Here is a 20849-nt window from a genome sequence, read left to right as displayed (position 1 = left end):
AGAACAACCCTCCCTGGTGCTCAACCAACAGTGCAATGTCACACCTTGCAAGACGCGAGATGGAGTAAGGCATGACCCACATTCGGCGCGGCACCACGGCGGTGGCCGCCATGGCACTGGGACTCACCCTCACCGCGTGCGGTGGCGACCTCACCGGCGACGCTTCCGGCGGCGGCAAGAGCTCCGCGACCCTCAAACTCGGCATGCTCACCCCGCTGACCGGAAGCTCGGCCGCCATCGGCCCGTACATGAAGGACGGCGCCCAGCTCGCCGTCGACGAGATCAACGCCAAGGGCGGCGTCGACGGCCGCAAGCTCTCCCTCACCGTCGAGGACGAGGCCTGCGACCCGAAGACCGCCGCCGCGGGCGCCGCCAAGCTCGTCAGCGCCGGCATCGACGTCTCCGTCGGCGGCTACTGCTCCTCGGCGACCCTGCCGACGCTGAGCATCTTCGACAAGGCGCACATCCCCATGATCATCCCGGCGGCCAACTCCGCCGACCTGCTGACCCAGCAGCGCCACAACGTCTTCCTCATCAACGGCACGGGCATCCAACAGGCCGAGACCGCCTCGAAGTTCATCAAGGCCGAGGGCAGCAAGGGCGTCGCCCTCATCGACGACAACACCTCGTACTCGACCGACATCACCAAGCGCACCGGGGACCAGCTGGGGCTGCTCGGCGTCAAGGTCGCCGGCCACCAGTCGGTCACCGCGGGGGAGTCGGACTACTCCGGCGCCGTCAACGCCGTCATGGACTCCAAGGCGGACTTCGTCTACTGGACCGGCTACTACCAGGAGGGCGGACTGCTCATCAAGCAGCTGCGGGCCGCCGGTTACAAGGGCCGCGTCATGGTCGCGGACGGCTCCGTCGACGGCAAGCTGATCAAGATCGCCGGACAGAAGAACGCCCAGGGCGTCTTCGCGACGATGACCCAGACCCCGCAGACCATCCCCGGCGGCCAGGGCTGGGTCGCCAAGTACAAGGCCAAGTTCGGCTCCGAGCCCGGACCGTACTCCACCCAGGCCTACGACGCCGTACGCGTCGCCGCCGAAGCCGTCCGGAAGGCCGGCTCCACCGACGGCCGGGCCGTCACCAAGGCGCTCGAGCAGATCGACGGCTTCAAGATCTTCTCGGGCCCGCTGAAGTTCACCATCCAGCACACGCTGACCGTGGGCGGCTTCGACATCCTCGTCGTCAAGGACGACGCCTTCGTCCTGAACAAGTGACGCGGGCCGGGGCCGGCCCGCGCCGGCCGGCCCCGAACCCCGCCGCCACGCCCCTCATGCACCGGGAACCTCGCATGGACCACTTCATCCAACTCGTGTTCAGCGGCCTGTTCGTCGGCTCCTTCTACGCCCTGGTCGCACTCGGCTACTCGATGGTCTACGGCATCATCAAACTCCTCAACTTCGCCCACGGCGACCTCTACATGGTCGGCGCGTTCGCGGGCTTCACCGTGCTCAGCGCCGGCGCCGGCGTGCTCGGCGGCGGACTGCTCGCGCTCCTGGCCGTCATGCTCGTGGCCATGGCGGCGACCGGCGGCCTCGGCGTGCTCCTGGAGCGGGTGGCCTACCGTCCGCTGCGCAGCGCGCCCCGCCTGTCCGTCCTCATCACCGCCGTCGGCGCGAGCTTCGCGCTCGAGTACGGCATCGCGGTCGCCTTCGGCCCCAACCCGGAGGTCTACCAGATGGGCGTCAGCGACGGCACGCTGAACGTCCTCGGCGCACGGCTGACGTACGCGCAGCTGGCGATGACGGCGATCGCGGTCGTCCTCATGATCACCCTGGACACCCTCGTCCGCAGGACCCGCACGGGCCGCGCGATGCGGGCCATCTCGCAGGACCCCAAGGCGTGCCTGCTCATGGGCGTCAACGTCGACCGGGTCATCTCGCGGACCTTCTTCCTCGGCTCGGCGCTGGCCGGCGCGGCCGGCGTCATGGCCGGCGTGTACTACGGGAAGATCGACTTCCTGATGGGCTTCGTCATCGGGCTCAAGGCGTTCACCGCGGCCGTCATCGGCGGCATCGGGAACCTGCGCGGAGCCGTCCTCGGCGCGGTCGTCCTCGGCCTGCTGGAGTCCTTCTCGGTCGCCTACATCGGCAGCGAGTGGCGAGACGTCTTCGCGTTCGGCTTCCTCATCCTCTTCCTGACCGTGCGCCCCACCGGGCTGCTCGGCGAGCGTGTCACGGAGCGTGTGTGATGAACGACGAGTCGACCCTGCGCGCCGGCGAGGAGCCCTTGGCCTACGCCGGCGCCGTGGAGGAACGCGGACCGGCGAACGTCGCGCTCGGCGGCCGGGGCGTCGCCACCCCGGCAGCCAGCGGCCGTACGACCGCGGGCCGGGCGCTGTCGGGCGTCCTGGCGAGCAGGTGGCTCGGTCCCTGCGTGGCCCTCGCCGCGCTGGCGCTGCCGTACCTGAACTCCAGCACGTACGTCATCCAGATCGCGGTGGACGCGCTCATCTTCGTGATGCTCGCGGTCGGCCTGAACATCGTGGTCGGCTACTGCGGGCTGCTCGACCTCGGCTACGCCGCCTTCTTCGCGATCGGCGCGTACACCTCGGGCCTGCTGTCGACGAGGTTCGGCTGGCCGCTGCTCGCGACGATCCCGGTGGTCGTGGCGGCCGCGGTCCTCGGCGGACTCCTCATCGGGGGTCCCACCCTCCGGCTGCGCAGCGACTACCTGGCGATCGTCACCCTCGGCTTCGGGGAGATCATCCGCATCACGGCGAACAACCTCGACGTCACCGGCGGACCCAACGGCCTGTACGGCATCCCCGGCTTCGGCGACTTCGGCCTGCGCTCCGACATCGCGCTGTACTGGGTCACCGCGGTCGTCGTCTGCCTCGCGGTGCTGTTCGCCGGCCGGCTCGGACGCGGCAGGCTCGGCCGGGCGTGGCGCTTCGTCCGCGAGGACGAGGACGCCGCCGAGGCCATGGGCATCCACACCTACAAGGTGAAGTTCGCCGCGTACATCGCCGGCGCGGTCTTCGGAGGCATCGCGGGCGTGCTGTTCGCCGCGCACCAGACGGCGATCTCCCCGCCGAGCTTCAACTTCCTGTGGTCGGCGCTCATCCTGATGGCCGTCGTCCTCGGCGGCATGGGCTCGACCCCCGGTGTTGTCACCGGGGCTCTGGCGATCTCGCTCCTTCCCGAACTGCTGCGCGGCGCGGAGAACTGGCGCTACCTCATCTTCGGGCTGCTGCTGATCGCCGTCATGATCTTCCGCCCGCAGGGACTGCTGCCGGCCCGCACGGGCGAGGCGAGGCGGCGCGGGCGCCGAGTGCGAGGAGGTGCGTCATGAGCAAGGTGCTCCTCGACGTACGGGACATGGCCGTCCAGTTCGGCGGCGTACGCGCCGTCGACGGCCTGACCTTCCGGGTCCACGAGGGCGAGGTGCTGTCGGTCATCGGCCCGAACGGCGCCGGCAAGACCAGCGCCTTCAACTGCATCACCGGCTTCTACAAGCCGTCCGCGGGCTCGGTCACGTTCGGCGGTGTCCGCGTCACCGGCAGGCGCCCCGCCGTCATCGCGGCCAGTGGGATCGCCCGGACGTTCCAGAACCTGCGCCTGTTCGGCGACCTGACGGTGCTGGACAACGTCCGGGCCGGAATGCACGTACGCATCCGGCAGAACTTCCTCGACGCGATGCTGCACACCCCCCGCTACTGGCGCGGCGAGGACGCGGCCACCGCCGAGGCGCACCGGTGGCTCGACTTCGTCGGCATGGAGCACGACCGCACCGCGCCGATCCGCAACCTCCCCTACGGCGAGCAGCGGCGCGTGGAGATCGCCCGGGCGCTGGCCCGGGAGCCCCGGATGCTGCTGCTCGACGAACCGGCGGCCGGACTCAACCACGGGGAGAAGGCGCGACTGCTCGACCTCATGCGGCGCATCGCCGGTCTCGGCATCGCGGTGGTGCTGATCGAGCACGACATGGGCCTGGTGATGGAGGTGTCCGAGCGGATCGTCGTCCTCAGTCACGGCAAGGAGATCGCCGAGGGCACACCGGCCGCCGTCCGGTCCGACCCGGCGGTCATCGAGGCCTACCTCGGCGCCGAGGACGAGGAGGCTCACGTGGAGGCGGAACGGATCGCGGCCGAAACCGGCCCGGGCGGCACGACGGAGGTGCAGCGGTGAACACGGTCCTCGACATCCACGGCCTCGAAGTCGCCTACGGCAAGGTGGAGGCCCTGCGCGGTCTCGGCCTCACCGTCGGCGAGGGGGAGATCGTCGCCCTGCTGGGCAACAACGGCGCCGGCAAGTCCACGACCGTGTCGGCGATCTCCGGTGTGGTGCGGTCCCGGGCCGGGTCCGTCACCGCGTTCGGGGAGAACATCACGGCCGCGCCCCCCTGGTCCATCGTCGAACGCGGGATCGTGCACGTGCCCGAGGGCAGACGGATCTTCTCCCGGCTGACCGTCCACGAGAACCTCCAGCTCGGCGGCTACACCGTCCCCGACACCCGCTCGATCGACCGGCGGATCGAGCAGGTCTACGACCTGTTCCCGCGCATGGCCGAGCGCCGCGCCCAGCAGGGCGGCACCCTCTCCGGCGGTGAGCAGCAGATGCTCGCGATCGGCCGGGCGATGGTCGCCGGACCCCGCCTGATCATGCTCGACGAACCGTCGATGGGCCTGGCGCCGCTGGTCGTCGCCCAAGTCATGGACGCCATCGTGGCCATCAACCGCGCCGGCACGTCGGTCCTGCTCATCGAGCAGAACGCGCGGGCCGCACTGAAGATCGCCCACCGCGGGTACGTCATCGACTCGGGCCGCGTGACGGTGACCGGTTCGGCCGCCGAACTGCGCGCCGACCCGCACGTCGTCGAGGCATACCTGGGAGCGTGAGGCGATGACGCGCAGCGAACCGATCGAGACGGTCGACTGGCACACCGGCGGCGAGCCGTTCCGGATCGTCCCGGACAGCCCGGCCGCGCTGACCGGACCAGGGCTCACCGTCGCCGAACGGCGTCTCGCCGCGATGCGCAGCGACGAAGTCCAGTGGACGCGGGCGCTGTTGTGCGGCGAACCGCGTGGTCACGCGGACATGTACGGCGGCTTCCTCGTGCCGCCGGACGACCCCGGCGCCCACCTGGGCGTCCTGTTCTGGCACAGGGACGGCTTCTCCACGGCCTGCGGCCACGGCACCATCGCCCTCGGGGCCTGGGCCGTCGCCTCGGGCCGTGTCCCCGCCCCCGCGGACGGGGTGACGGACGTCGTGGTCGACGTGCCCTCGGGCCGGGTCACGGCGAGTGTCCGCACCCGCGGCGGCCTGGTCGAGGACGTCACCTTCACCAACGTCGCCGCCTACGTCCATGCCCGCGCCGTCGAGGTCGCGACCTCACGTGGGACGGTCACCGTCGACATCGCCTTCGGTGGCGCCATGTACGCGGTGCTGCCGGCCGCGACGGTCGGTGCGCGGGTCCGGCCGCGGGACGTCGCCCGACTCGTCGGCGCGGCACGGGAGATCCGCGACGCGCTCAATGCCTCGCGCGCCGCCGGACACCCGGGCGACGCCCGGCTGTCCGGGATCTACGGCACGATGTTCACCGAGGAGGTGAGCCCGCCGGGGCCGCACGCCGGCACCGGACGGCTGCTGCACCAGCGCAATGTCACGGTGTTCGCCGACGGCGCGGTCGACCGCTCCCCGTGCGGTTCGGGCACGTCGGCCAGGGTCGCGCTGCTCGCCGGCAGCGGGGAGCTGCGCCCCGGCGACGAGTTGCGGCACGAGTCCGTGGTGGGCTCGGTCTTCCGTGCACGGATCACGCGGGAGACCACGGTCCACGGCAGGCCCGCGGTGATCACGGCGGTGACGGGCACGGCCCACGCGGTGGGGACCTGCCGGTTCACCGTCGATCCCCGCGACGCGCTGCTTCCCGGGTTCGTGCTGCGATGAGCGTGCTTCTCGACGCCGGAGACGTCCTCGCGCTCGGCCCCGTCGCAGCGGTCGCCGCGATCCGTGACGCGCTGGCGGCCGGGCTCGATCCCGACGCCGACGTGCCGCGCGCCGTCCTTCCGCTGGCCGCCGGCCAAGGGCTGCTGATGCCGTCGGAGTACGGCGGCTGGTTCGGGGTGAAGGTCGCGACGGTCGCGCCCGGCAATGCCGGGCGCGGCCTGCCGCGGATCAACGCGACCTACCTCCTGCACGACAGCGAGACGCTCACCTGCTCCGCGATCCTCGACGGGGTCGCCCTGACGACCCTGCGCACGCCCGCGGTCGCGGTCGCCGCCTGCCTGGACCGGCTGCGAACTCTCGCCGGCTTCTCGCCCGGCGGGCTGCGGCTCGTGGTGTTCGGCGCGGGCCCGCAGGGCGAGGGGCACGTCACCACGATCCGGGCGCACGTACCGGTCGCCGAGGCCGTGGTCGTCACCCGGCGCGGCGGTGCGGCCCCGGCCTGGGCGGACCGTCACCTGGCGGCCGGCGACCCGGAGGTCGCCGGCCGTGTCCGCGGCGCGGACGTCCTCGTCACGGCGACCTCGGCCCGTGAACCGGTCGTGCAGGGGCGTCTGGTCCGCGACTCGGCGGTCGTGCTCGCCGTCGGTTCGCACGAGCCCTCCGTCCGCGAACTCGACGGTGCGCTCATGGCACGGGCGACGGTCGTCGTCGAGAGCCGTGTCGCCGCACTCCGCGAGGCCGGTGACGTCGTCCTCGCGGTGAAGGAGGAGGGGCTCGATCCGGACTCGCTGGTGACGATGGCCGAACTGCTGACGTCGGGTGCCGTCGTTCCCGCCGGCCGCCCCCTCGTCGTGAAGACGACCGGGATGGCCTGGGAGGACCTGGTGGTCGCCGCCGCCGCGTACCGGCAGGGCGGCAGGAAGGCGTGAGTCCCGGCGCACGGCCGCCGTGCGGCCCGGGGCCTGCTCGCGGTGCGGGTCCCGGGCCGGTCTCGCGGACGGGCGACGCGCTCAGCCGGACAGCAGCGTGACCCCTCGGTCCGGCAGCGCCCGGCTGATCGGCTCGTGGATCATGCCGCAGCCGGTGTCCGGGCCGCCGCTGAGGATGCCGTGCGCGGTGGAGCCGTCGTAGACCCCGCTCCCGCTGTCACCGGGCCCGTCGCAGGCGGTGCTCCAGGTCATGCCGGAGAGGGTGCGGTCGGGGTAGGACACGGTGGCGTCGGTCTCGGTGATCTGCCCGCAGGTGTAGCCGGTCGTGGAGCCCTGCTTGCAGACGTACTGTCCGGCGTAGTCGTAGTCCCAGCCGGTGATGCGGGCCGAGGGGTAGACCCAGCCGCGCGGCTGCCACCAGCCGGAGTCGTCGATCCGTACGATCGCGGAGTCGCCGTAGTAGCCGAAGGCGTAGTCGGTGACGGCGCCCACCTGCTGGTAGCCGTAGCTGTAGGTCGGGACCTCCCAGTACGCGCCGGCCTCCGCGCAGTGGCCGGCGGTCATCATGTAGTAGCCGTACGAGTCGTAGGCCATGAACGCGCTGGAGCAGCGGATGTTGCCGCCGTAGATGGCCAGCCCCGAACGCAGCGGCGGGTCGCAGGAGTACTGGCCGCCGCAGTAGAAGGGCTTGGACGCGTGCGCGTAGGTGCTGACGGCGAGGGCGTCACCGAAGGTCCGCTTCGCCCACCGCACCACCGAGCGCTGGGCGCCGGTCAGCGCCTTGCCCTCGGGCAGGTCCAGGCGCAGCTTGTTGTCCCGCACCACGACCGCGGACTGAAGGCCGTGGGCGGCCTTTCTGTTCGCCGCGGTGATGCGCTGGGCCAGCCTGGCCGACATGCGGTCGAGTTGCCCGAGGCTGCGGCCGACGACGACCGTCGTCGTGTCGGGCGCCTGCTCGCGCGCCGCGCTGTCCTTCACGAGCGCCGAGGCCGCCGGCCCGGTGACGGCGACGGCGAGTCTGCCGCCGTGCTTCTGGTCGATCCAGGCCCCGCCGAAGCGGGAGCCGAGGCGCTTGCGCAACGAGGTGGCGAGATGGGTGAGTTGATCCTGCCGGAGCACACGCCGCCGCGCTTCCTGAGCGGAGACGTGCTGGTCCGCGGCCAGTTGGGTCACGGCGGCCTGTTGCGAGGCGCTGAGCCGCGGTGCGTCCGGGTCGCCGCTGCCCGCGGCGGGCGAGGCGAGTGCGCAGGTGACGGTGAGCGAGGCGAGGACCGGCCAGAGGAGACGTCGTCGCGTGCGTGCCGGTAATGCCGTCATGCTGAACCTCCTTGTGTGGGGGTGCCGGAGGTCCGGGTGCCGCCGGACCGTGTGTGCCGGCCCGGGGCGGCGGACGCGAGCACCGTGCCGCCGCCCCGGGCCTCGCCCCGAGTAGGGGGAGCCACTCAGGGGCTGTCGGGGAAGTGGCAGGCCGCCTGCCGGGTGGGGGAGCCCACGGCTTCCAGTACGGGCCGCCGGGTGCGGCAGACGTCCTGGGCCTTCGCGCACCGGGGGTGGAAGGCGCAGCCGCTGGGCGGGGAGGCCGGGCTGGGCGGGTCGCCCAGGAGGAGGATGCGCTCGCGGCGGCGCTCGGCGACGGGATCGGGCAACGGCACGGCGGACAGCAGCGCCCGGGTGTAAGGGTGGGCCGGCGTCTCGTAGACCTCGCGCTTGGTGCCGATCTCGACGATGCGGCCGAGGTACATGACCGCCACCCGGTCGCAGATGCGCCGGACGACCGACAGGTCGTGGGCGATGAACAGCAGGGCCAGGCCGAGTTCGTCCTGGAGCCGCTCCAGGAGGTTGACGATCTGGGCCTGTACGGAGACGTCGAGCGCGGAGACGGGTTCGTCGGCGACGATCAGCCGCGGTCCGGTGGCCAGCGCGCGGGCGATGCCGATGCGCTGGGCCTGGCCGCCGGAGAACTCGTGCGGATGCCGGTCCAGGTGTTCGTGGCCCAGTCCCACGAGGTCCAGCAGCTCGGCGGCCTTCACCCGTGCGTCCCGGGCGGAGCCGCCCTGGACCAGCAGGGGTTCGGCGATGATGCGGGCGACGGTCTGCCGGGGGTTGAGGGAGGAGTACGGGTCCTGGAAGATCATCTGCAGGTGCCGCCGCGTCGGTCTCAGCCGGCGCTGGGGCGTGTGGGTGATGTCCTGGCCGTCGAAGGCGATGGTGCCGGCGGTCGGCTCCAGCAGCCTGACCAGCATCCGGCCGGTGGTGGACTTGCCGCATCCGGACTCGCCGACCAGGCCCAGCGTCCGGCCCGCCTCGAGGTCGAATCCGACGCCGTCCACGGCCCGTACCGGGGCGGCGGGCCGGCCCAGGCGCCGCCGGCCGGGGAAGGTCTTCGCCAGGTCGCGCACGGAGAGCAGGGCGGTGGTCGGGCGCGCGGTCGCGGCCGGGGCGTTCGGCGGGGTCATCGGGTCTCCTCGGCCGTGAGCGGGGCGCCGCTTCCGGCCGCGCCGGTGGGCAGCAGGGGCAGGTGGCAGGCGACGAGCCGGCCGGTGCCGTGGCCGGCCGGCTCGGGCCGTTCGCCGGCGCAGCGGGCGCGGACTACGGCGTCGGCGCCGGCCGCCCGGGAGCAGCGGGGGGCGAAGGGGCAGCCGGGGATCGGGGCGGCGAGCGAGGGCGGGCTGCCCGCGATGGCGCGCAGGGGCGCGTCGTCGGGGTCGTCCAGCCGGGGCAACGAGTCGAGCAGGCCGCGGGTGTAGGGGTGGGCGGGCTGCCGGAACAGGTCGTCGACCGGGGCCTGTTCGGCGGCCCGCCCGCCGTACATGACGAGCACCTCGTGGGCGACACGGGCGACCACGCCCAGGTCGTGGGTGATCATCAGCACGCCAAGTCGCCGCTGTTCCTGCAGCCGGGCGAGGAGTTCGAGGATCTGGGCCTGGACGGTGACGTCGAGGGCGGTGGTGGGCTCGTCGGCGATGAGCAGGTCCGGCTCGCACGACAGCGCCATCGCGATGACGGCCCTTTGGCGCATGCCGCCGGAGAACTGGTGCGGGTACTCCCTGGCCCTGCGGGCGGGTTCGGGGATACCGACCTCGCCGAGCATGTCGACGGCCTGCCGGTGGGCGGCCCGGCGGCCGCTGCCGAAGTGGCGGCGGTGCGCCTCGGCTATCTGCTCGCCGACCGTGTAGGCGGGGTGCAGCGCGGACAGCGGGTCCTGGAAGACCATGGCGACGCGCCGGCCGCGCACCCTGCTGAGCTGCTGGTCGGTCAGGCCGGTCAGTTCCCGCCCGGCCAGGGTGATCGAGCCGCTGACGCGGGCCCGCCGGTGCAGGCCCATGACGGCCAGGGAGGTGACCGACTTGCCGGAGCCGGACTCGCCGACCAGCCCCAGGGTGCGGCCCGCCTCGACGGTGAAGGAGATCCCGTCGACCGCCCGGACGGTTCCGGCGGGGGTGTCGAACTGGACGCGCAGGTCCCGCACGCTCAGCAGAGGGGTGTCGGAGGCGGTGGTGGTGGGCGGCACGGTCAGTTCCTCACCCTCGGGTCGACGACCGCGTAGAGCAGGTCGATGGCGACGTTGGCCAGCACGATGAAGAAGGCGGCCAGCAGCGTGACCCCGAGCACGACGGGCTGGTCGGAGCGTTGCAGCGCGTCGTAGAAGAGCCGGCCCACCCCGGGGATGCCGAAGATGGACTCGGTGATGACGGCTCCGGCGAGCAGGGCGCCGAGATCCATGCCGAAGATCGTGAGCACCGGCATGAGGGCGGAGCGCAGCCCGTGCTTGACCACGACCACGTGCCGGGGCATTCCCTTGGCCCGGGCGGTGCGGATGAAGGGCTGCGCCATGGCCTCGATCATCGAACTGCGGCTCTGGCGTGCGTACATGGCCGCGTACAGCAGGGCCAGCGCCGTCCACGGCAGCAGCAGGTTGGCCGCCCAGCCCAGCGGGTCGCCGGTGAGCGGGGTGTAGGTGGGGTAGGGCAGGAGCCCGCCGACGCGGACGACCCCGTAGAGGAGCATCACGGCGGTGAAGTAGACCGGCAGCGAGGCCGTGGCCACGGCGCCGACCATGAGGGTCCGGTCGAGCAGCCCGCCCTTCTTCAGGGCGGCGGTCACCCCGGCGCCCAGCCCCAGCACCAGCCACATGCAGGCCGCGCCGACGGCGAGGGAGGCGGAGACCGGCAGCCGGTCCATGAGCAGGTCCCACACCGGCAGGGCGTTGTCGTAGGAGTAGCCCAGGCAGGGGAAGCCGCAGTGCAGGGCGTGCGGTCCGCTGCCGAGGTCGCGGCCGGCGAAGATGCCCACGAGGTAGTCGCCGAACTGCCGCCACACCGGCTGGTCCAGGCCCATGTAGTGGCGCACCTCGGCCAGCCGCTGCGGGCTGCACGTCTTGCCGCAGGCGGCCGAGGCCGGGTCGGAGGGCAGCAGGTAGAAGATGACGAAGGTGACGGCGCAGATCGCGAGCAGCACGCCGGCCACGCCGAGGCATCTGCGCACCAGGTAGGCGATCACGGACGGCCTCCGTGGGGATCGAGGATGTCGCGCAGGGCGTCGCCGAGCACGGTGAAAGCCAGCACGGCGACGAAGAGGAAGGCGCTGGGGATGAGGAAGAACATGGGGTCCGTGTCGTAGTAGCTGACGGCCTCGGCGATCATCTGGCCCCAGGAGGAGGTGGGCGGGCGCACGCCCACGCCGAGGAAGCTGAGGGCCGCCTCCGTGCTGATCATGCCGGGCACCAGGAGCGTGGTGTACGCGATGATCGGCCCGGAGATGTTGGGCAGGACCTCTCGGGTGAGGATGCGCCAGGGGCCCGAGCCGCCGACGCGGGCCGCCTCGACGTACTCGCGGTGACGCAGCGAGAGGGCCTCGCCGCGCACCACGCGGGCGATGCCGGGCCAGCCGAACACCCCGATGACCACGGTCATCAGCAGGACCCGGTTGACGTCCTGGGCCACGGACATCATGGCGATCATGAAGATCAGCGAGGGGAAGGACATGGTCAGGTCCATCACCCGGCTCAGCACGGTGTCGACGCGCCCGCCGAAGTAGCCGGCCGCGAGGCCCGTGGCGGTGCCCACCACGACCACGATCGCGGTGGCGGCGAACGCGATCAGCAGGGAGACCTGTGCTCCGTGCACCACGCGTGCGAACAGGTCGCGGCCGGTGGCCGGTTCCACGCCCAGCCAGTGCTCGGCGCTGATGCCGCCGAGCGGGCCGCGGGGCATGCCGCCCAGGTAGGGGTCGATGGCGTGGCTGTCGAATTCGGTGGGCGGCCAGCCGCCGAGGCGGCTGAGCAGCGGTGCGGCGAGGGCCGTCAGGACCAGCAGCGCGGCGGCGGCCAGGGCGAGCCTGCTGCCCCGGTCGCGCCACAGCCTGCGCCAGGTGGCCCGCCAGAGGTTCTCGGGCAGCGGCGAGGGGCCGCCGGCCTGTGCGGACGTCCGCGGGGACGGTGAAGTCGCCCCGCTCTGCGTCGGGATGGTCGTCATCGGTTCCGTCCTGGTCCGGCGGTCCGCCCTCAGCCCTGGCTCTTCGCGGGGTCCTTCAGACCGATCACGGCGAAGTCGAACTGCCCGGTCCACACCGGGTGCCCGAAGGCCCCGGCGATGTTGTCACCGGCCAGCAGCGGCTTGCGCTCCCACAGCAGGGGTACGGCGGGGGACTTGCGCTGGATGGAGGGGTCGAGGTCGATCCACGCCTGGTTGGCCCTGGTGGCGTCGGACATCGCGGCGATCTCGTCCATGCGCTTCTCCACCGCCTTGTCGCGGAACTGGGAGACGTTGCCCTGGTTGCCCTTCTCCCGGATGGTCCGGCCGTCGAACACGAAGGGCAGGAAGGTGGAGCCGGAGGGGTAGTCGGGGCACCAGCCGCTGATGGCCATGTCGGGCGCGTGCTTGGTGTCGCCGATGGTGTCGTAGTAGACCGACGGGTCGACGGTCTGGATCTGGAGCCGTACGCCGACCCGGGACAGGCTCTGCTGGAGGGCTTCCGCGCGGGTCTTGTCGCCGGTGGACACGGTGATCGTGGCGGGGAAGCCATCGGGCTTGCCGCCCTCGGCGAGAAGCTTCTTGGCCTTCTCCACGTCGCCGGTGGTCGACCGTCCGTAGATGAAGTCGGCCCGGCGGACGCCGGTCAGGGACGGCGGGAGGTAGCCGGTGGCGATGTCGTTGAGGGCGGGGCCGCCGTTCGCCGTCACCTGCGCCGACTTGTCCACGGCGTACTGCATCGCCTGACGCAGTTCCAGGTTGTCGAAGGGGGCGCGGGAGGTGTTCAGCGCGAGCATGTCCGTACAGCCGGTCTGCTCGGCGGCCAGCCGCTTCCTGACCTCCGGACGGGGGAGCACCTTCGCGATGCTGGCGGGGTCCATGTCGGACCATTCGACGGCGGAGGCGTCCGGTCCGGAGCTCGCGATGATCCGGTCGTCGATCTGGCCGCGCTTCAGGCCCTGCTGTACGACGATCCGGTCCGGGTAGGCCTTGCGCACCTGGTCGGTCGCCGGGTCCCAGTGCGTGTTGCGCACCAGCACCAGCTTCTTGCCCCGCTCGTAGGTGTCGATCCGGTAGGGCCCGGAGGAGAAGGGGCGCAGGTCGTACTGGACGCCCTTCTCCCGTGAGGCGGGCACGGGGGAGAACGTGGGCAGGGTGACCGTGTAGGAGAACTCGGCGACGGGCCTGCGCAGTTGGAAGACGATGGTGCGGTCGTCCGGGGTCTTGACCGAGTCCAGGTGCCTGCCCTGCAGCGGACCGGTGTAGTCCTTGGCGCCGGCCAGGTAGCGCTGGGCGTAGTCGGGGCCTCCGGCCAGGTCCGGGGCGAAGGAGCGCTCGACGTTGTACTTGACGTCCTGGGCCTTGATCGGGGTGCCGTCCTCGTACTTCAGCCCCGGCTTCAGCGTGAACGTCCAGGTGCGGCCGCCGTCGGAGGGTCTTCCGAGGTCGGTGGCGAGGTCGGGGACGATCTCGCTGCCGACCTTGCCCGGGGAGGACTTGAACGTGGTCAGGGTGCGGTAGAGCAGCCGGGAGCCGAAGTCCATGGTCGGCATGACCCAGTTGCGGGCGGGATCCAGGTGGGCGAAGTCCTGGTCGGACAGCACGGTGAGGGTGCCGCCCTTCACGGGGGTGCCGCCGATGACGGTTCCGGTGGAGACACCGGGGCGCTGGTGCCTTCCCGCGCCGTCGTCATCGGCGTTGCCCGTGCAGGCGCCCAGCAGGGCGAGGGCGAGTGAGGCGCCCAACGACGCGGACATGGCACGAGTATGACGGGTCATCAGCCACTCCTTCATGAGCCGGGAGGGCGTCCGCCGCCCCGGTGCGGTGTGACCCGTAACATAGTAATGTGAAATTGCACTGAACAAGTCCCGTGCGCTCTCTTTATCGAGCTGTGTCCAGCAGGGGTCGTCGCGTTCGCGCACGCCCACGCGAAACGCCTCGCTTGTGACGCGCACCGCAGATGCGAGGCCGAAAGGCCTGTTTGGTCCCGCATCAGTAGGGACAACGGTCCCTGGAGTTGGTATATGCGTTTGCGTGGGTGGCGCGCTCGGGTACCGTCATGCGGGAGGTGGTAGCCCGTGAGTCAGTCCCTCGCAGCCGCCGGCAGGGCCGTCGTCCCGCGCGCGGAAGTCGTGGTCGCAGGCGACCTCGCCCGGCCGTCCCGCCTGACCGTGGCCGACCTGCTGGCCTGGCCCCAGCACGCGGCGGCGGTCAGTTTCGACTGCTCCACCAGCGGCGTCCAGCACCACCGTTTCACCGGACCGCTCCTGCACGACGTGCTGTCGGCGGCCGGGCCCGGCTTCGATCCCGCCCGGCGCAAGGACCGCCTGCGCTTCCTGATCGCCGTCACCGGAGCGGACGGCCACCACGCGCTGCTTTCCTGGGCCGAGATCGACCCCGACTTCGGGTGCGCACGCGTGCTGCTCGCCGCCACGATCGACGACACCCCGCTCGACCGGGCCGGTCCCCAGCTCGTGCTGCCCCGGGACCGCTGCGGCGCCCGGTACGTCAGCGGGATCAACTCCCTCCGCGTGGACGGAGGCTACGGCTCGTGGACACGATGAGGGGAACCGAGTGATCCCGCCTCCCACCGCGGACGTCCTGGTCCTCGAACACGCACCGCCGGAAGGCCCCTGCGGCATCGGTACGGCGCTGGAGGCGGCCGGGCTGCCGGTGCGGACGTGCCGGACCTGGGCGGGTGATCCCGTGCCCGAGACACTGGGCCACGCCGTGGCGCTGGTGGTGACGGGCGGCCCCGCGCCGTCTTACGAGGACTTCCCGGCGTCGGCTTGCGAGGACTTCTCCGCGTCGCCTTACGAGGCCTGCCCCGGCCGTAGCGCGGAACTGGCGCTGCTGCGGGCGGCGTTGGACGCCCAGGTTCCCGTGCTCGGAGTCCGGCTCGGCGCCCGGCTCCTCGCCGAGGCGGCCGGAGGCGAGGCCCGCCCCGGCCGGGGACCGCGGGTCGGCTCGGGTGAGGTACGAGCCGCCCCGGACGCGGACACCGATCCGCTCTTCGCCGGCACCCCCGGACGGCTGCCCGTCGCGCACTGGCACGGCGACACCCTGGACCTGCCCGCCGGAGCGACACTGCTGGCCTCCTGCGACCACGACCCGGTTCAGGCGTTCCGCATCGGCGGCTCGGCGTGGGGGGACGCGGTTCCATCGAGACGCCGTGTACTCCCGCTTCGCGGAACTCGTCGCGGCACGCGTCCAGCACAGCGCGACCCGGACGTTCTTCACGCCGAGGGCCGCCACCTGGGAGGAGCGGTTCGCCGCCGACGGCCCCCGGTACGCCGCGGCGGTGGCGCGGATGGGCCTGGGCCCGGGCCGGCGGGCCCTGGACGTGGGCTGCGGCAGCGGACGCGCGCTGCCGGCCCTGCGCGCCGAGGTCGGCGACGAGGGCATGGTCCTCGGCGTGGAGCTCACCCCGGCGATGCTCGCCGCCACCGTCAGGGAGGGCCGTGCGGGCCTCGCCCGGCTGCTCCTGGCCGACGCCTGCCGGCTGCCCCTGGCGGCCGGGGCGGTCGACGGCATTTTCAGCGCGGGCCTGATCAATCACGTGCCCGACCCGGCGGCAGCCCTGCGCGAGTGGGCCAGGGTCACCGCACCGGGAGGCGTACTGCTGCTCTACCACCCCTCCGGCCGCGCCGAGCGGGCCGCCCGCCACGGCCGCCCCCTCGACCCGGACGACCCGCTGGCCGAGGAGAACCTGCGCCCGGCGCTGCACGCGGCCGGCTGGTCCATGGACTGCTGCGAGGACGCCTCCCACCACTTCCTGGCCCGCGCCGTCCGAGCCCGTTGAGTCAGCCCGGCGGCACGGGCGGTACGGTCACCCGGGCGGTCAGCCCGAGCCCGACCGGGCCGGGCGACCGGGCATGCCTGCCTGGACGTACTCCTCACACCCGACATGTGGGAGGCGATGCGGGGTCGCGGTGCCGCCGTGGGATTCCACCTCGGCGCCGCCGGCGTCCCCGGGCGGGGCACTCCGACATCGCCGCCGGCGTCACATGCTCCCCGAGGGGGGCCGGCGACGAGACCGGCTCGGGACCGACACAGGGAGCCTTCCCTCCTGAGCGCCACAGCGGAAACGCCCGCCTGACGACCACCCTGCCCAGGGTCAGAACGCGTTCGCCACGAACGCGTTAGGCGCACGTAGGCTGGGCGCATGCCGATCAGCCGCCGCGAGCGACCCGCCAAGCCAGCCCTCACTCGCGAGGGCATCATCGACACGGCCCTGCGCCTCATGGACGAGGAAGGCCTCCAGCGCGTCACCATGCGCCGTCTGGCCCAGGCGCTCGACACCGGTCCGGCCTCGCTGTACGTCTACGTGGCCAACACCGCCGAGTTGCACGCGGCGATCCTGGACCGCCTCCTCGGGCAGGTCGACCTCGCGGCGGCCGGGGACGAAGAGGGCTGGCGCGAACGGCTGCACACCGTCCTGGTCAGCTACACCCGGCTGCTGTTCGCCCACCCCAGCCTGGCCCAGTCCGCCCTCGTCGCCCGCCCCAGCGGCCCGCACTACCTCGACCTGGTGGAGACCCTGCTGCGCCTGCTCGACGAGGGCGGCGTACCCGCTGACCAGGCCGCCTGGGGCGTGGACATCCTGCTCCAGTCGGCCACGGCGGCGGCCGCCGAGCACTCCTCGCGTGACGAGAGCGCCCGCACGGAGGAGGAATGGCGCCGCCTCGACCGGGCCCTGGCCACCGCATCCCCCGACACCCACCCCCACATCCACGCCCTGGCCGCCGACCTGGTCTCCGGCACACCAGGGGAACGCTCCCGCTGGACCATCGACATGCTCATCAACGGCATCCTCACCACACCCCGCGCCCAGGGGCCGCGTTCAGTGCTGGCGTGCGGCGATCAGGAGCAGGTCCGAGGCCGGGCCGACCAGTGACCGTCCGGCGGGCCACACCGCGCGCAGTGACCGGCGCAGCTCCATGCCCTCGACGCTCACCTGGACGAGCCGGCCGTCGGCGATGTCGGTCCGTACGGCGAGCTCGCTGATCACGGCCGGACCGGTTCCGGCGATCACCGCGCCGCGCACGGCGGTCGCGGAGCCCAGTTCCAGCAGCGGACGCGGTTCCACGGCGGCCGCGCGTCGCAGGGCGCACTCCAGGGCGACCCGGGTCCCCGAGCCCCGCTCGCGCACGACCAGGGGAGTGGCCGCCAGTTCCTGAGCCGTCAGCGGTGTGCGGCGCCGGGCCCAGGGGTGGGTGGGCGCCACGACGACGACCAGCGTGTCGGTGGACACCGTCCTGCTGGTCAGACCGCGAGGCACGTGCGGCGATTCGATGAAGCCGATCTCCGCCTCGTCGCCGCGCAGAAGCTCCCGGACGTGCTCGCTGTTCGTCACGTGCAGGCCGACGTGCAGGTCGGGATGGGAGCGGCACAGCTCGCTGATCCACGGCGGGGCCAGGTACTCGGCCACCGTCATGCTCGCCGCGATCCTCAGCGTGGCCCGGAGCTTGCCGCGCTGGGCCTCCACGCTCGTCATGAGCGCCGCGAGTTCGTCCAGGACGCGCTGCGCGCGGGCGGCCACCACCTGCCCGTCCGCCGTCAGGCTGGAACCGCGCCGGGTGCGGTCGATGAGCGCAAGACCGAGCCTGCGCTCCAGGGTCGCCACCCGTTTGCTGGCCGAGGGCTGGGCGATGCCGAGTTCCATCGCGGCTTTGCCGAGGCTGCCGAGCTCCCCGACGAGCACCAGCAGCCGCAGCCCTTCGACATCCGGCAGACCACTCATAGCCCAAGGGTATGAGCAGCGCGGCGGCGCGGTCAGCGGACCCCTTCGTTCCCGTTGGCCGTGATCATGCGGAGGAAGTCCAGCTGTCCCAGCAGTGATCCGCCTCGCCGACGTCCAGCGCGTCACCCGCGCGTGGGAAGAGCTGACCGGACTGCGCCGACCCTCGCAGCCTGACCCGTCCGGCGAACTGATGGGGTGGCGACACCAGGACGCATCTGTCAGGGGCGGTCCAGGGTTGTGATCAGGGTGATCACTGATGGGCAATGGCGGCCGCACGCACCAGAGTTGGCGTGGTCAGCGACTCCCATCAGCGCCGTGGAGGAAGAAACTTCGATGCGCATCCGCCTCGCCGTCACCACCCTCGCCCTGGCCACCGCTCTTACCGCGGGCGCCGCCCTGCCCACGGCCGCCGCCATGCCTGCTGCCGGCGCCCCGGCGTCCGCAAAGCCCACGGTGCAGGACATCCTCGACCACCTGCCCGATGACGTCGTCGCGGGCGCGCTGATCAGACGGGACGGCGTGGGCGCCACTGCCGGCCCGGTCACCGCTGACGCCCACTTCCGGATCGGCAGTGTCACCAAAGTGTTCACCAACACGGTGGTGCTCCAACTCGTGGCCGAGCACCGGATCGGCCTGGACGTACCCGCGCGGAGGTACGTCCCCCGGGAGCTGCCCGCGGCGTACGGCCGGGTCACCGTGCGCCAGCTCCTCGACCACACGAGCGGCCTGCCCAAGCCCGCCCCGACCCCCGGCCCGGCCGACGGACCCGGATGGCAGCTCAAGTCCGTGACCCCCGAAGACTTCCTGCGCGACTCGTTCGCCGCAGCCACCGAGGCGCCGCCCGCACCCGGCTCCGAGCAGCAGTACAACGGTCTCAACTCCATCGTCCTCGGCCTGATCGTCGAAAAGGTCACCGGCCACTCCTTCACCAGCGAACTGCGGCGCAGGATCATCCGGCCGCTGCGTCTGAGCCAGACCAGCCTGCCCGCCGCCGACGAGCCGGTGCTCCCCTCACCCCACGCGGAGGTGTACCTCGACGGGCAGGACGTGACCGAGCAGAGCCCATACCCGTGGGCCGAGGGAGGCATGGTCTCCACCGCCGCCGACCTGGACCGCTTCATCACCGCGCTGTTCCGGGGCCGCCTGCTCCCACCCGCCCAGCAGAAGCTGGTGTTCGAGGTGCCGAACGTGCCGAGTGCCGCCGGCAACACGAACTGCGTCGGCCCCGCGGCCTGTTACAGCGTCGGCGGACTCCTGCGCTACCAGACGGCGAACGGCGAGTACGTCTGGGGCAAGACCGGTTCCCGCCCCGGCTGGGACAACGGAGTCTTCGCCACCCGGGACCTCCGACACCACGTGGTGTACTCCCTGAACCCCACGGGGAACGGCGATGACCTTCCGTACATCAAGGCGATCGTGAACGCCGCGCTCGCCGACTGACACCGTCGTGTTCGGCGGGCTGACGCCGGCCCTCGGCGCGCTCGCCGACCGGGTCGGACGCCGCTGGGGCATGCCGGCCGGACTTGTGCCGCTGGGTGCGGCGAGCCTGGCGACCGCCTCCGTCACCACGGCGGGGCAACTCATCGCGGCCCGTGCGGACTGTGGCGTGCGGGCCGGCCGTCTTCAGGAACAACCGCCTTACACCGCCCAGGCGTTGACGAACCCACCCGCCCCGCCCCTCACCCCCGGCGCGTGGACTCCCGTACGACCACCGTGCACGGGACGACCACATCGCCCGGCTCCTTGCCGTCGAGCACGTCGATCAGGGTCGTCACGCATTCCGCGCCCAGGCGGCGGGCGTCGAGGCTGAGGGCGGTCAGGGGGATCTCCCAGTCGGCGGCGCCGGCGGAGTGGTCGCTCTCCCGCATCACGCTGATCATCAGGTCGCCGGGGATGGCGAGACCGAGCCGCCGGGCGGCGACGATGAGCGCCTGCCCGTAGGTCTCGTTGAGGCCGTGCACGGCGTCGGGGCGGCCGGGGGCGGACAGCAGGCGCAGGGCCGCGTCCACCGGGTCCTCCGAGGCCGTCGGTGTCTCGACGACGGGTGTCTGCCCGGTCTCGGCGCACCACTGGCGGTAGAGGCGCTCGCAGTCCTGGGTGTACGCGTCGGGTTCGGGGCCGGACAGCAGGCCCACGCGCGCCGCGCCGGCCTCGCGCAGATGGCCGAGGATCTCGGCCATGCCGTGGTCGAGGTCGCTCTCCACGGTGGGCACGGCGTCGTAGCCGGGGTCGATGGGGCGGCCGTCGGTGACCACGGGCATGCCGCGGCGCGCGCAGTCGGCGAGGAGCGGGTCCTCCCGTACGGGGTCGATGATGATGAGCCCGTCCATGGGGACGCGGGTCCACAGGCCCGAGGCCGGGTCGCCGGGGACGGCGACGAGGGCGTAGTCGCGCTCGACGGCGGTCATGGTGGCGCCGGCCGAGAAAGCGGCGTAGTACGGGCGGTAGGTGCTGGCCCAGGGGACGTCCGACATGTGGCCGACGACGAGCCCGAGGATGCCGGTGCGGCCGGAGACCAGGCCGCGGGCGACGGGGTCGGGGCGGTAGCCGAGTTCCTCGGCGGCGCGGCGGACCCGTTCCCGGGTGGCGGGCGCGATCTGTCCCTTGTCGCTCAGGGCGTGGGAGACGGTGGTGATGGACAGGCCCGTCGCCTCGGCCACGTCGCGGATGCCGACGCGCCGGCCCGCGGCTGACTTGGCGCGTGTCGTCTTGCGGCTGGTCATGGGCCTGGCCGCCCTCTCTCGTCGTCCTCGGTCCCAGCCCGGCGGCCGGGATCCCCGTCCCTCTGCGGGACATGCTTCCCCACCCC

19 protein-coding genes and 1 pseudogene are annotated in these 20849 nt (G+C 72.4%); 12 read left to right on the top strand and 8 right to left on the bottom strand.

The window, feature by feature from the left end; genetic code table 11:
• The first annotated feature begins 71 nt into the window (after positions 1-71).
• From IE217_RS08825 to IE217_RS08795, 7 genes are all read left to right on the top strand, one after another.
• Positions 72-1226: a branched-chain amino acid ABC transporter substrate-binding protein gene (locus tag IE217_RS08825; RefSeq protein ID WP_190177186.1), complete on the top strand. Its 1155-nt coding sequence runs from the start codon at positions 72-74 to the stop codon at positions 1224-1226.
• A gap of 74 nt (positions 1227-1300) precedes the next feature.
• Complete coding sequence (locus IE217_RS08820; RefSeq protein ID WP_190177185.1) at positions 1301-2200, top strand: branched-chain amino acid ABC transporter permease; 900 nt, start codon at positions 1301-1303, stop codon at positions 2198-2200.
• Positions 2200-3303 (top strand): branched-chain amino acid ABC transporter permease, encoded by a 1104-nt coding sequence (locus IE217_RS08815; RefSeq protein WP_190177184.1) that lies wholly within the window; start codon positions 2200-2202, stop codon positions 3301-3303. Before IE217_RS08820 ends, IE217_RS08815 begins: the two co-directional genes overlap by 1 nt.
• The gene (locus tag IE217_RS08810; protein WP_190177183.1) at positions 3300-4139 is read left to right on the top strand and encodes an ABC transporter ATP-binding protein; all 840 of its coding nucleotides are present in this window, start codon (positions 3300-3302) and stop codon (positions 4137-4139) included. Before IE217_RS08815 ends, IE217_RS08810 begins: the two co-directional genes overlap by 4 nt.
• Positions 4136-4849 carry an ABC transporter ATP-binding protein gene (locus IE217_RS08805; RefSeq protein ID WP_190177182.1) on the top strand — a complete coding sequence of 238 codons (714 nt, stop codon included), beginning with the start codon at positions 4136-4138 and terminating at the stop codon, positions 4847-4849. Before IE217_RS08810 ends, IE217_RS08805 begins: the two co-directional genes overlap by 4 nt.
• A gap of 4 nt (positions 4850-4853) precedes the next feature.
• On the top strand, positions 4854-5897 hold the full coding sequence (locus IE217_RS08800; protein WP_190177181.1) for a proline racemase family protein: 1044 nt from the start codon (positions 4854-4856) through the stop codon (positions 5895-5897).
• A complete protein-coding gene (locus IE217_RS08795) occupies positions 5894-6826 on the top strand; it encodes an ornithine cyclodeaminase family protein (RefSeq protein WP_190177180.1) in 933 nt (310 codons plus the stop codon). The genes IE217_RS08800 and IE217_RS08795 overlap by 4 nt, the downstream gene beginning before the upstream one ends.
• Positions 6827-6907: 81 nt before the next feature.
• Here the strand turns inward: IE217_RS08795 and IE217_RS08790 are convergent, their stop codons facing one another.
• The 6 genes from IE217_RS08790 to IE217_RS08765 form a co-directional block, all read right to left on the bottom strand.
• Positions 6908-8143 (bottom strand): S1 family peptidase, encoded by a 1236-nt coding sequence (locus IE217_RS08790; RefSeq protein WP_190177179.1) that lies wholly within the window; start codon positions 8141-8143, stop codon positions 6908-6910.
• A 125-nt stretch (positions 8144-8268) separates the two neighbouring features.
• Entirely contained in the window at positions 8269-9282 is a 1014-nt protein-coding gene (locus IE217_RS08785; RefSeq protein WP_190177178.1) for an ABC transporter ATP-binding protein, read from the bottom strand.
• The gene (locus IE217_RS08780; RefSeq protein ID WP_190177177.1) at positions 9279-10337 is read right to left on the bottom strand and encodes an ABC transporter ATP-binding protein; all 1059 of its coding nucleotides are present in this window, start codon (positions 10335-10337) and stop codon (positions 9279-9281) included. The genes IE217_RS08785 and IE217_RS08780 overlap by 4 nt, the downstream gene beginning before the upstream one ends.
• 2 nt (positions 10338-10339) lie before the next feature.
• Positions 10340-11326, bottom strand: coding sequence for an ABC transporter permease (locus tag IE217_RS08775; protein WP_190177176.1), 987 nt, complete (start codon positions 11324-11326; stop codon positions 10340-10342).
• On the bottom strand, positions 11323-12300 hold the full coding sequence (locus tag IE217_RS08770) for an ABC transporter permease (protein WP_190177175.1): 978 nt from the start codon (positions 12298-12300) through the stop codon (positions 11323-11325). The genes IE217_RS08775 and IE217_RS08770 overlap by 4 nt, the downstream gene beginning before the upstream one ends.
• Before the next feature lie 29 nt (positions 12301-12329).
• The gene (locus tag IE217_RS08765; RefSeq protein WP_190177174.1) at positions 12330-14075 is read right to left on the bottom strand and encodes an ABC transporter substrate-binding protein; all 1746 of its coding nucleotides are present in this window, start codon (positions 14073-14075) and stop codon (positions 12330-12332) included.
• Positions 14076-14375: 300 nt separating this feature from the next.
• Between IE217_RS08765 and IE217_RS08760 the strand changes: the two genes are divergently transcribed.
• The 4 genes and pseudogenes from IE217_RS08760 (at position 14376) to IE217_RS08750 (ending at position 17194) form a co-directional block, all read left to right on the top strand.
• Positions 14376-14861, top strand: a complete 486-nt coding sequence (locus tag IE217_RS08760) for a molybdopterin-dependent oxidoreductase (RefSeq protein WP_190177173.1) — start codon at positions 14376-14378, stop codon at positions 14859-14861.
• Positions 14862-14871: 10 nt separating this feature from the next.
• Positions 14872-15363, top strand: a pseudogene (locus tag IE217_RS35205) (type 1 glutamine amidotransferase); the annotation flags it as partial.
• 106 nt (positions 15364-15469) lie between these two features.
• On the top strand, positions 15470-16099 hold the full coding sequence (locus tag IE217_RS34560; RefSeq protein WP_229865129.1) for a class I SAM-dependent methyltransferase: 630 nt from the start codon (positions 15470-15472) through the stop codon (positions 16097-16099).
• Positions 16100-16462: 363 nt separating this feature from the next.
• Entirely contained in the window at positions 16463-17194 is a 732-nt protein-coding gene (locus tag IE217_RS08750) for a TetR/AcrR family transcriptional regulator (protein WP_190177172.1), read from the top strand.
• Here the strand turns inward: IE217_RS08750 and IE217_RS08745 are convergent.
• A complete protein-coding gene (locus IE217_RS08745) occupies positions 17141-18040 on the bottom strand; it encodes a LysR substrate-binding domain-containing protein (RefSeq protein WP_190177171.1) in 900 nt (299 codons plus the stop codon). The two genes, IE217_RS08750 and IE217_RS08745, sit on opposite strands and share 54 nt — an antisense overlap.
• Positions 18041-18355: 315 nt before the next feature.
• Here IE217_RS08745 and IE217_RS08740 point away from each other — a divergent pair, with 315 nt between their 5' ends.
• Entirely contained in the window at positions 18356-19480 is a 1125-nt protein-coding gene (locus IE217_RS08740; RefSeq protein ID WP_229865128.1) for a serine hydrolase domain-containing protein, read from the top strand.
• Between the two features lie 239 nt (positions 19481-19719).
• Here IE217_RS08740 and IE217_RS08735 read toward each other — a convergent pair whose 3' ends face one another.
• Positions 19720-20763 carry a LacI family DNA-binding transcriptional regulator gene (locus IE217_RS08735; RefSeq protein WP_190177170.1) on the bottom strand — a complete coding sequence of 348 codons (1044 nt, stop codon included), beginning with the start codon at positions 20761-20763 and terminating at the stop codon, positions 19720-19722.
• Positions 20764-20849: the final 86 nt, after the last annotated feature.

Source organism: Streptomyces naganishii JCM 4654, assembly GCF_014650575.1.
Taxonomy (GTDB): Bacteria; Actinomycetota; Actinomycetes; order Streptomycetales; family Streptomycetaceae; genus Streptomyces; species Streptomyces naganishii.
The sequence above is the reverse complement of the archived record's forward strand: the minus strand, read 5'-3'. Positions and strand labels throughout refer to the sequence as shown.

Bases quoted from the DNA above. Each gene is read 5' to 3' on its own strand.
- IE217_RS08815 (WP_190177184.1), top strand. From the start codon at position 2,200: ATGAACGACGAGTCGACCCTGCGCGCCGGCGAGGAGCCCTTGGCCTAC.
- IE217_RS08750 (WP_190177172.1), top strand. From the start codon at position 16,463: ATGCCGATCAGCCGCCGCGAGCGACCCGCCAAGCCAGCCCTCACTCGC.
- IE217_RS08800 (WP_190177181.1), top strand. From the start codon at position 4,854: ATGACGCGCAGCGAACCGATCGAGACGGTCGACTGGCACACCGGCGGC.
- IE217_RS08770 (WP_190177175.1), bottom strand. From the start codon at position 12,300: ATGACGACCATCCCGACGCAGAGCGGGGCGACTTCACCGTCCCCGCGG.
- IE217_RS08795 (WP_190177180.1), top strand. From the start codon at position 5,894: ATGAGCGTGCTTCTCGACGCCGGAGACGTCCTCGCGCTCGGCCCCGTC.
- IE217_RS08785 (WP_190177178.1), bottom strand. From the start codon at position 9,282: ATGACCCCGCCGAACGCCCCGGCCGCGACCGCGCGCCCGACCACCGCC.
- IE217_RS08745 (WP_190177171.1), bottom strand. From the start codon at position 18,040: ATGAGTGGTCTGCCGGATGTCGAAGGGCTGCGGCTGCTGGTGCTCGTC.
- IE217_RS08820 (WP_190177185.1), top strand. From the start codon at position 1,301: ATGGACCACTTCATCCAACTCGTGTTCAGCGGCCTGTTCGTCGGCTCC.
- IE217_RS08825 (WP_190177186.1), top strand. From the start codon at position 72: ATGACCCACATTCGGCGCGGCACCACGGCGGTGGCCGCCATGGCACTG.
- IE217_RS08765 (WP_190177174.1), bottom strand. From the start codon at position 14,075: ATGACCCGTCATACTCGTGCCATGTCCGCGTCGTTGGGCGCCTCACTC.
- IE217_RS08810 (WP_190177183.1), top strand. From the start codon at position 3,300: ATGAGCAAGGTGCTCCTCGACGTACGGGACATGGCCGTCCAGTTCGGC.
- IE217_RS08790 (WP_190177179.1), bottom strand. From the start codon at position 8,143: ATGACGGCATTACCGGCACGCACGCGACGACGTCTCCTCTGGCCGGTC.
- IE217_RS08735 (WP_190177170.1), bottom strand. From the start codon at position 20,763: ATGACCAGCCGCAAGACGACACGCGCCAAGTCAGCCGCGGGCCGGCGC.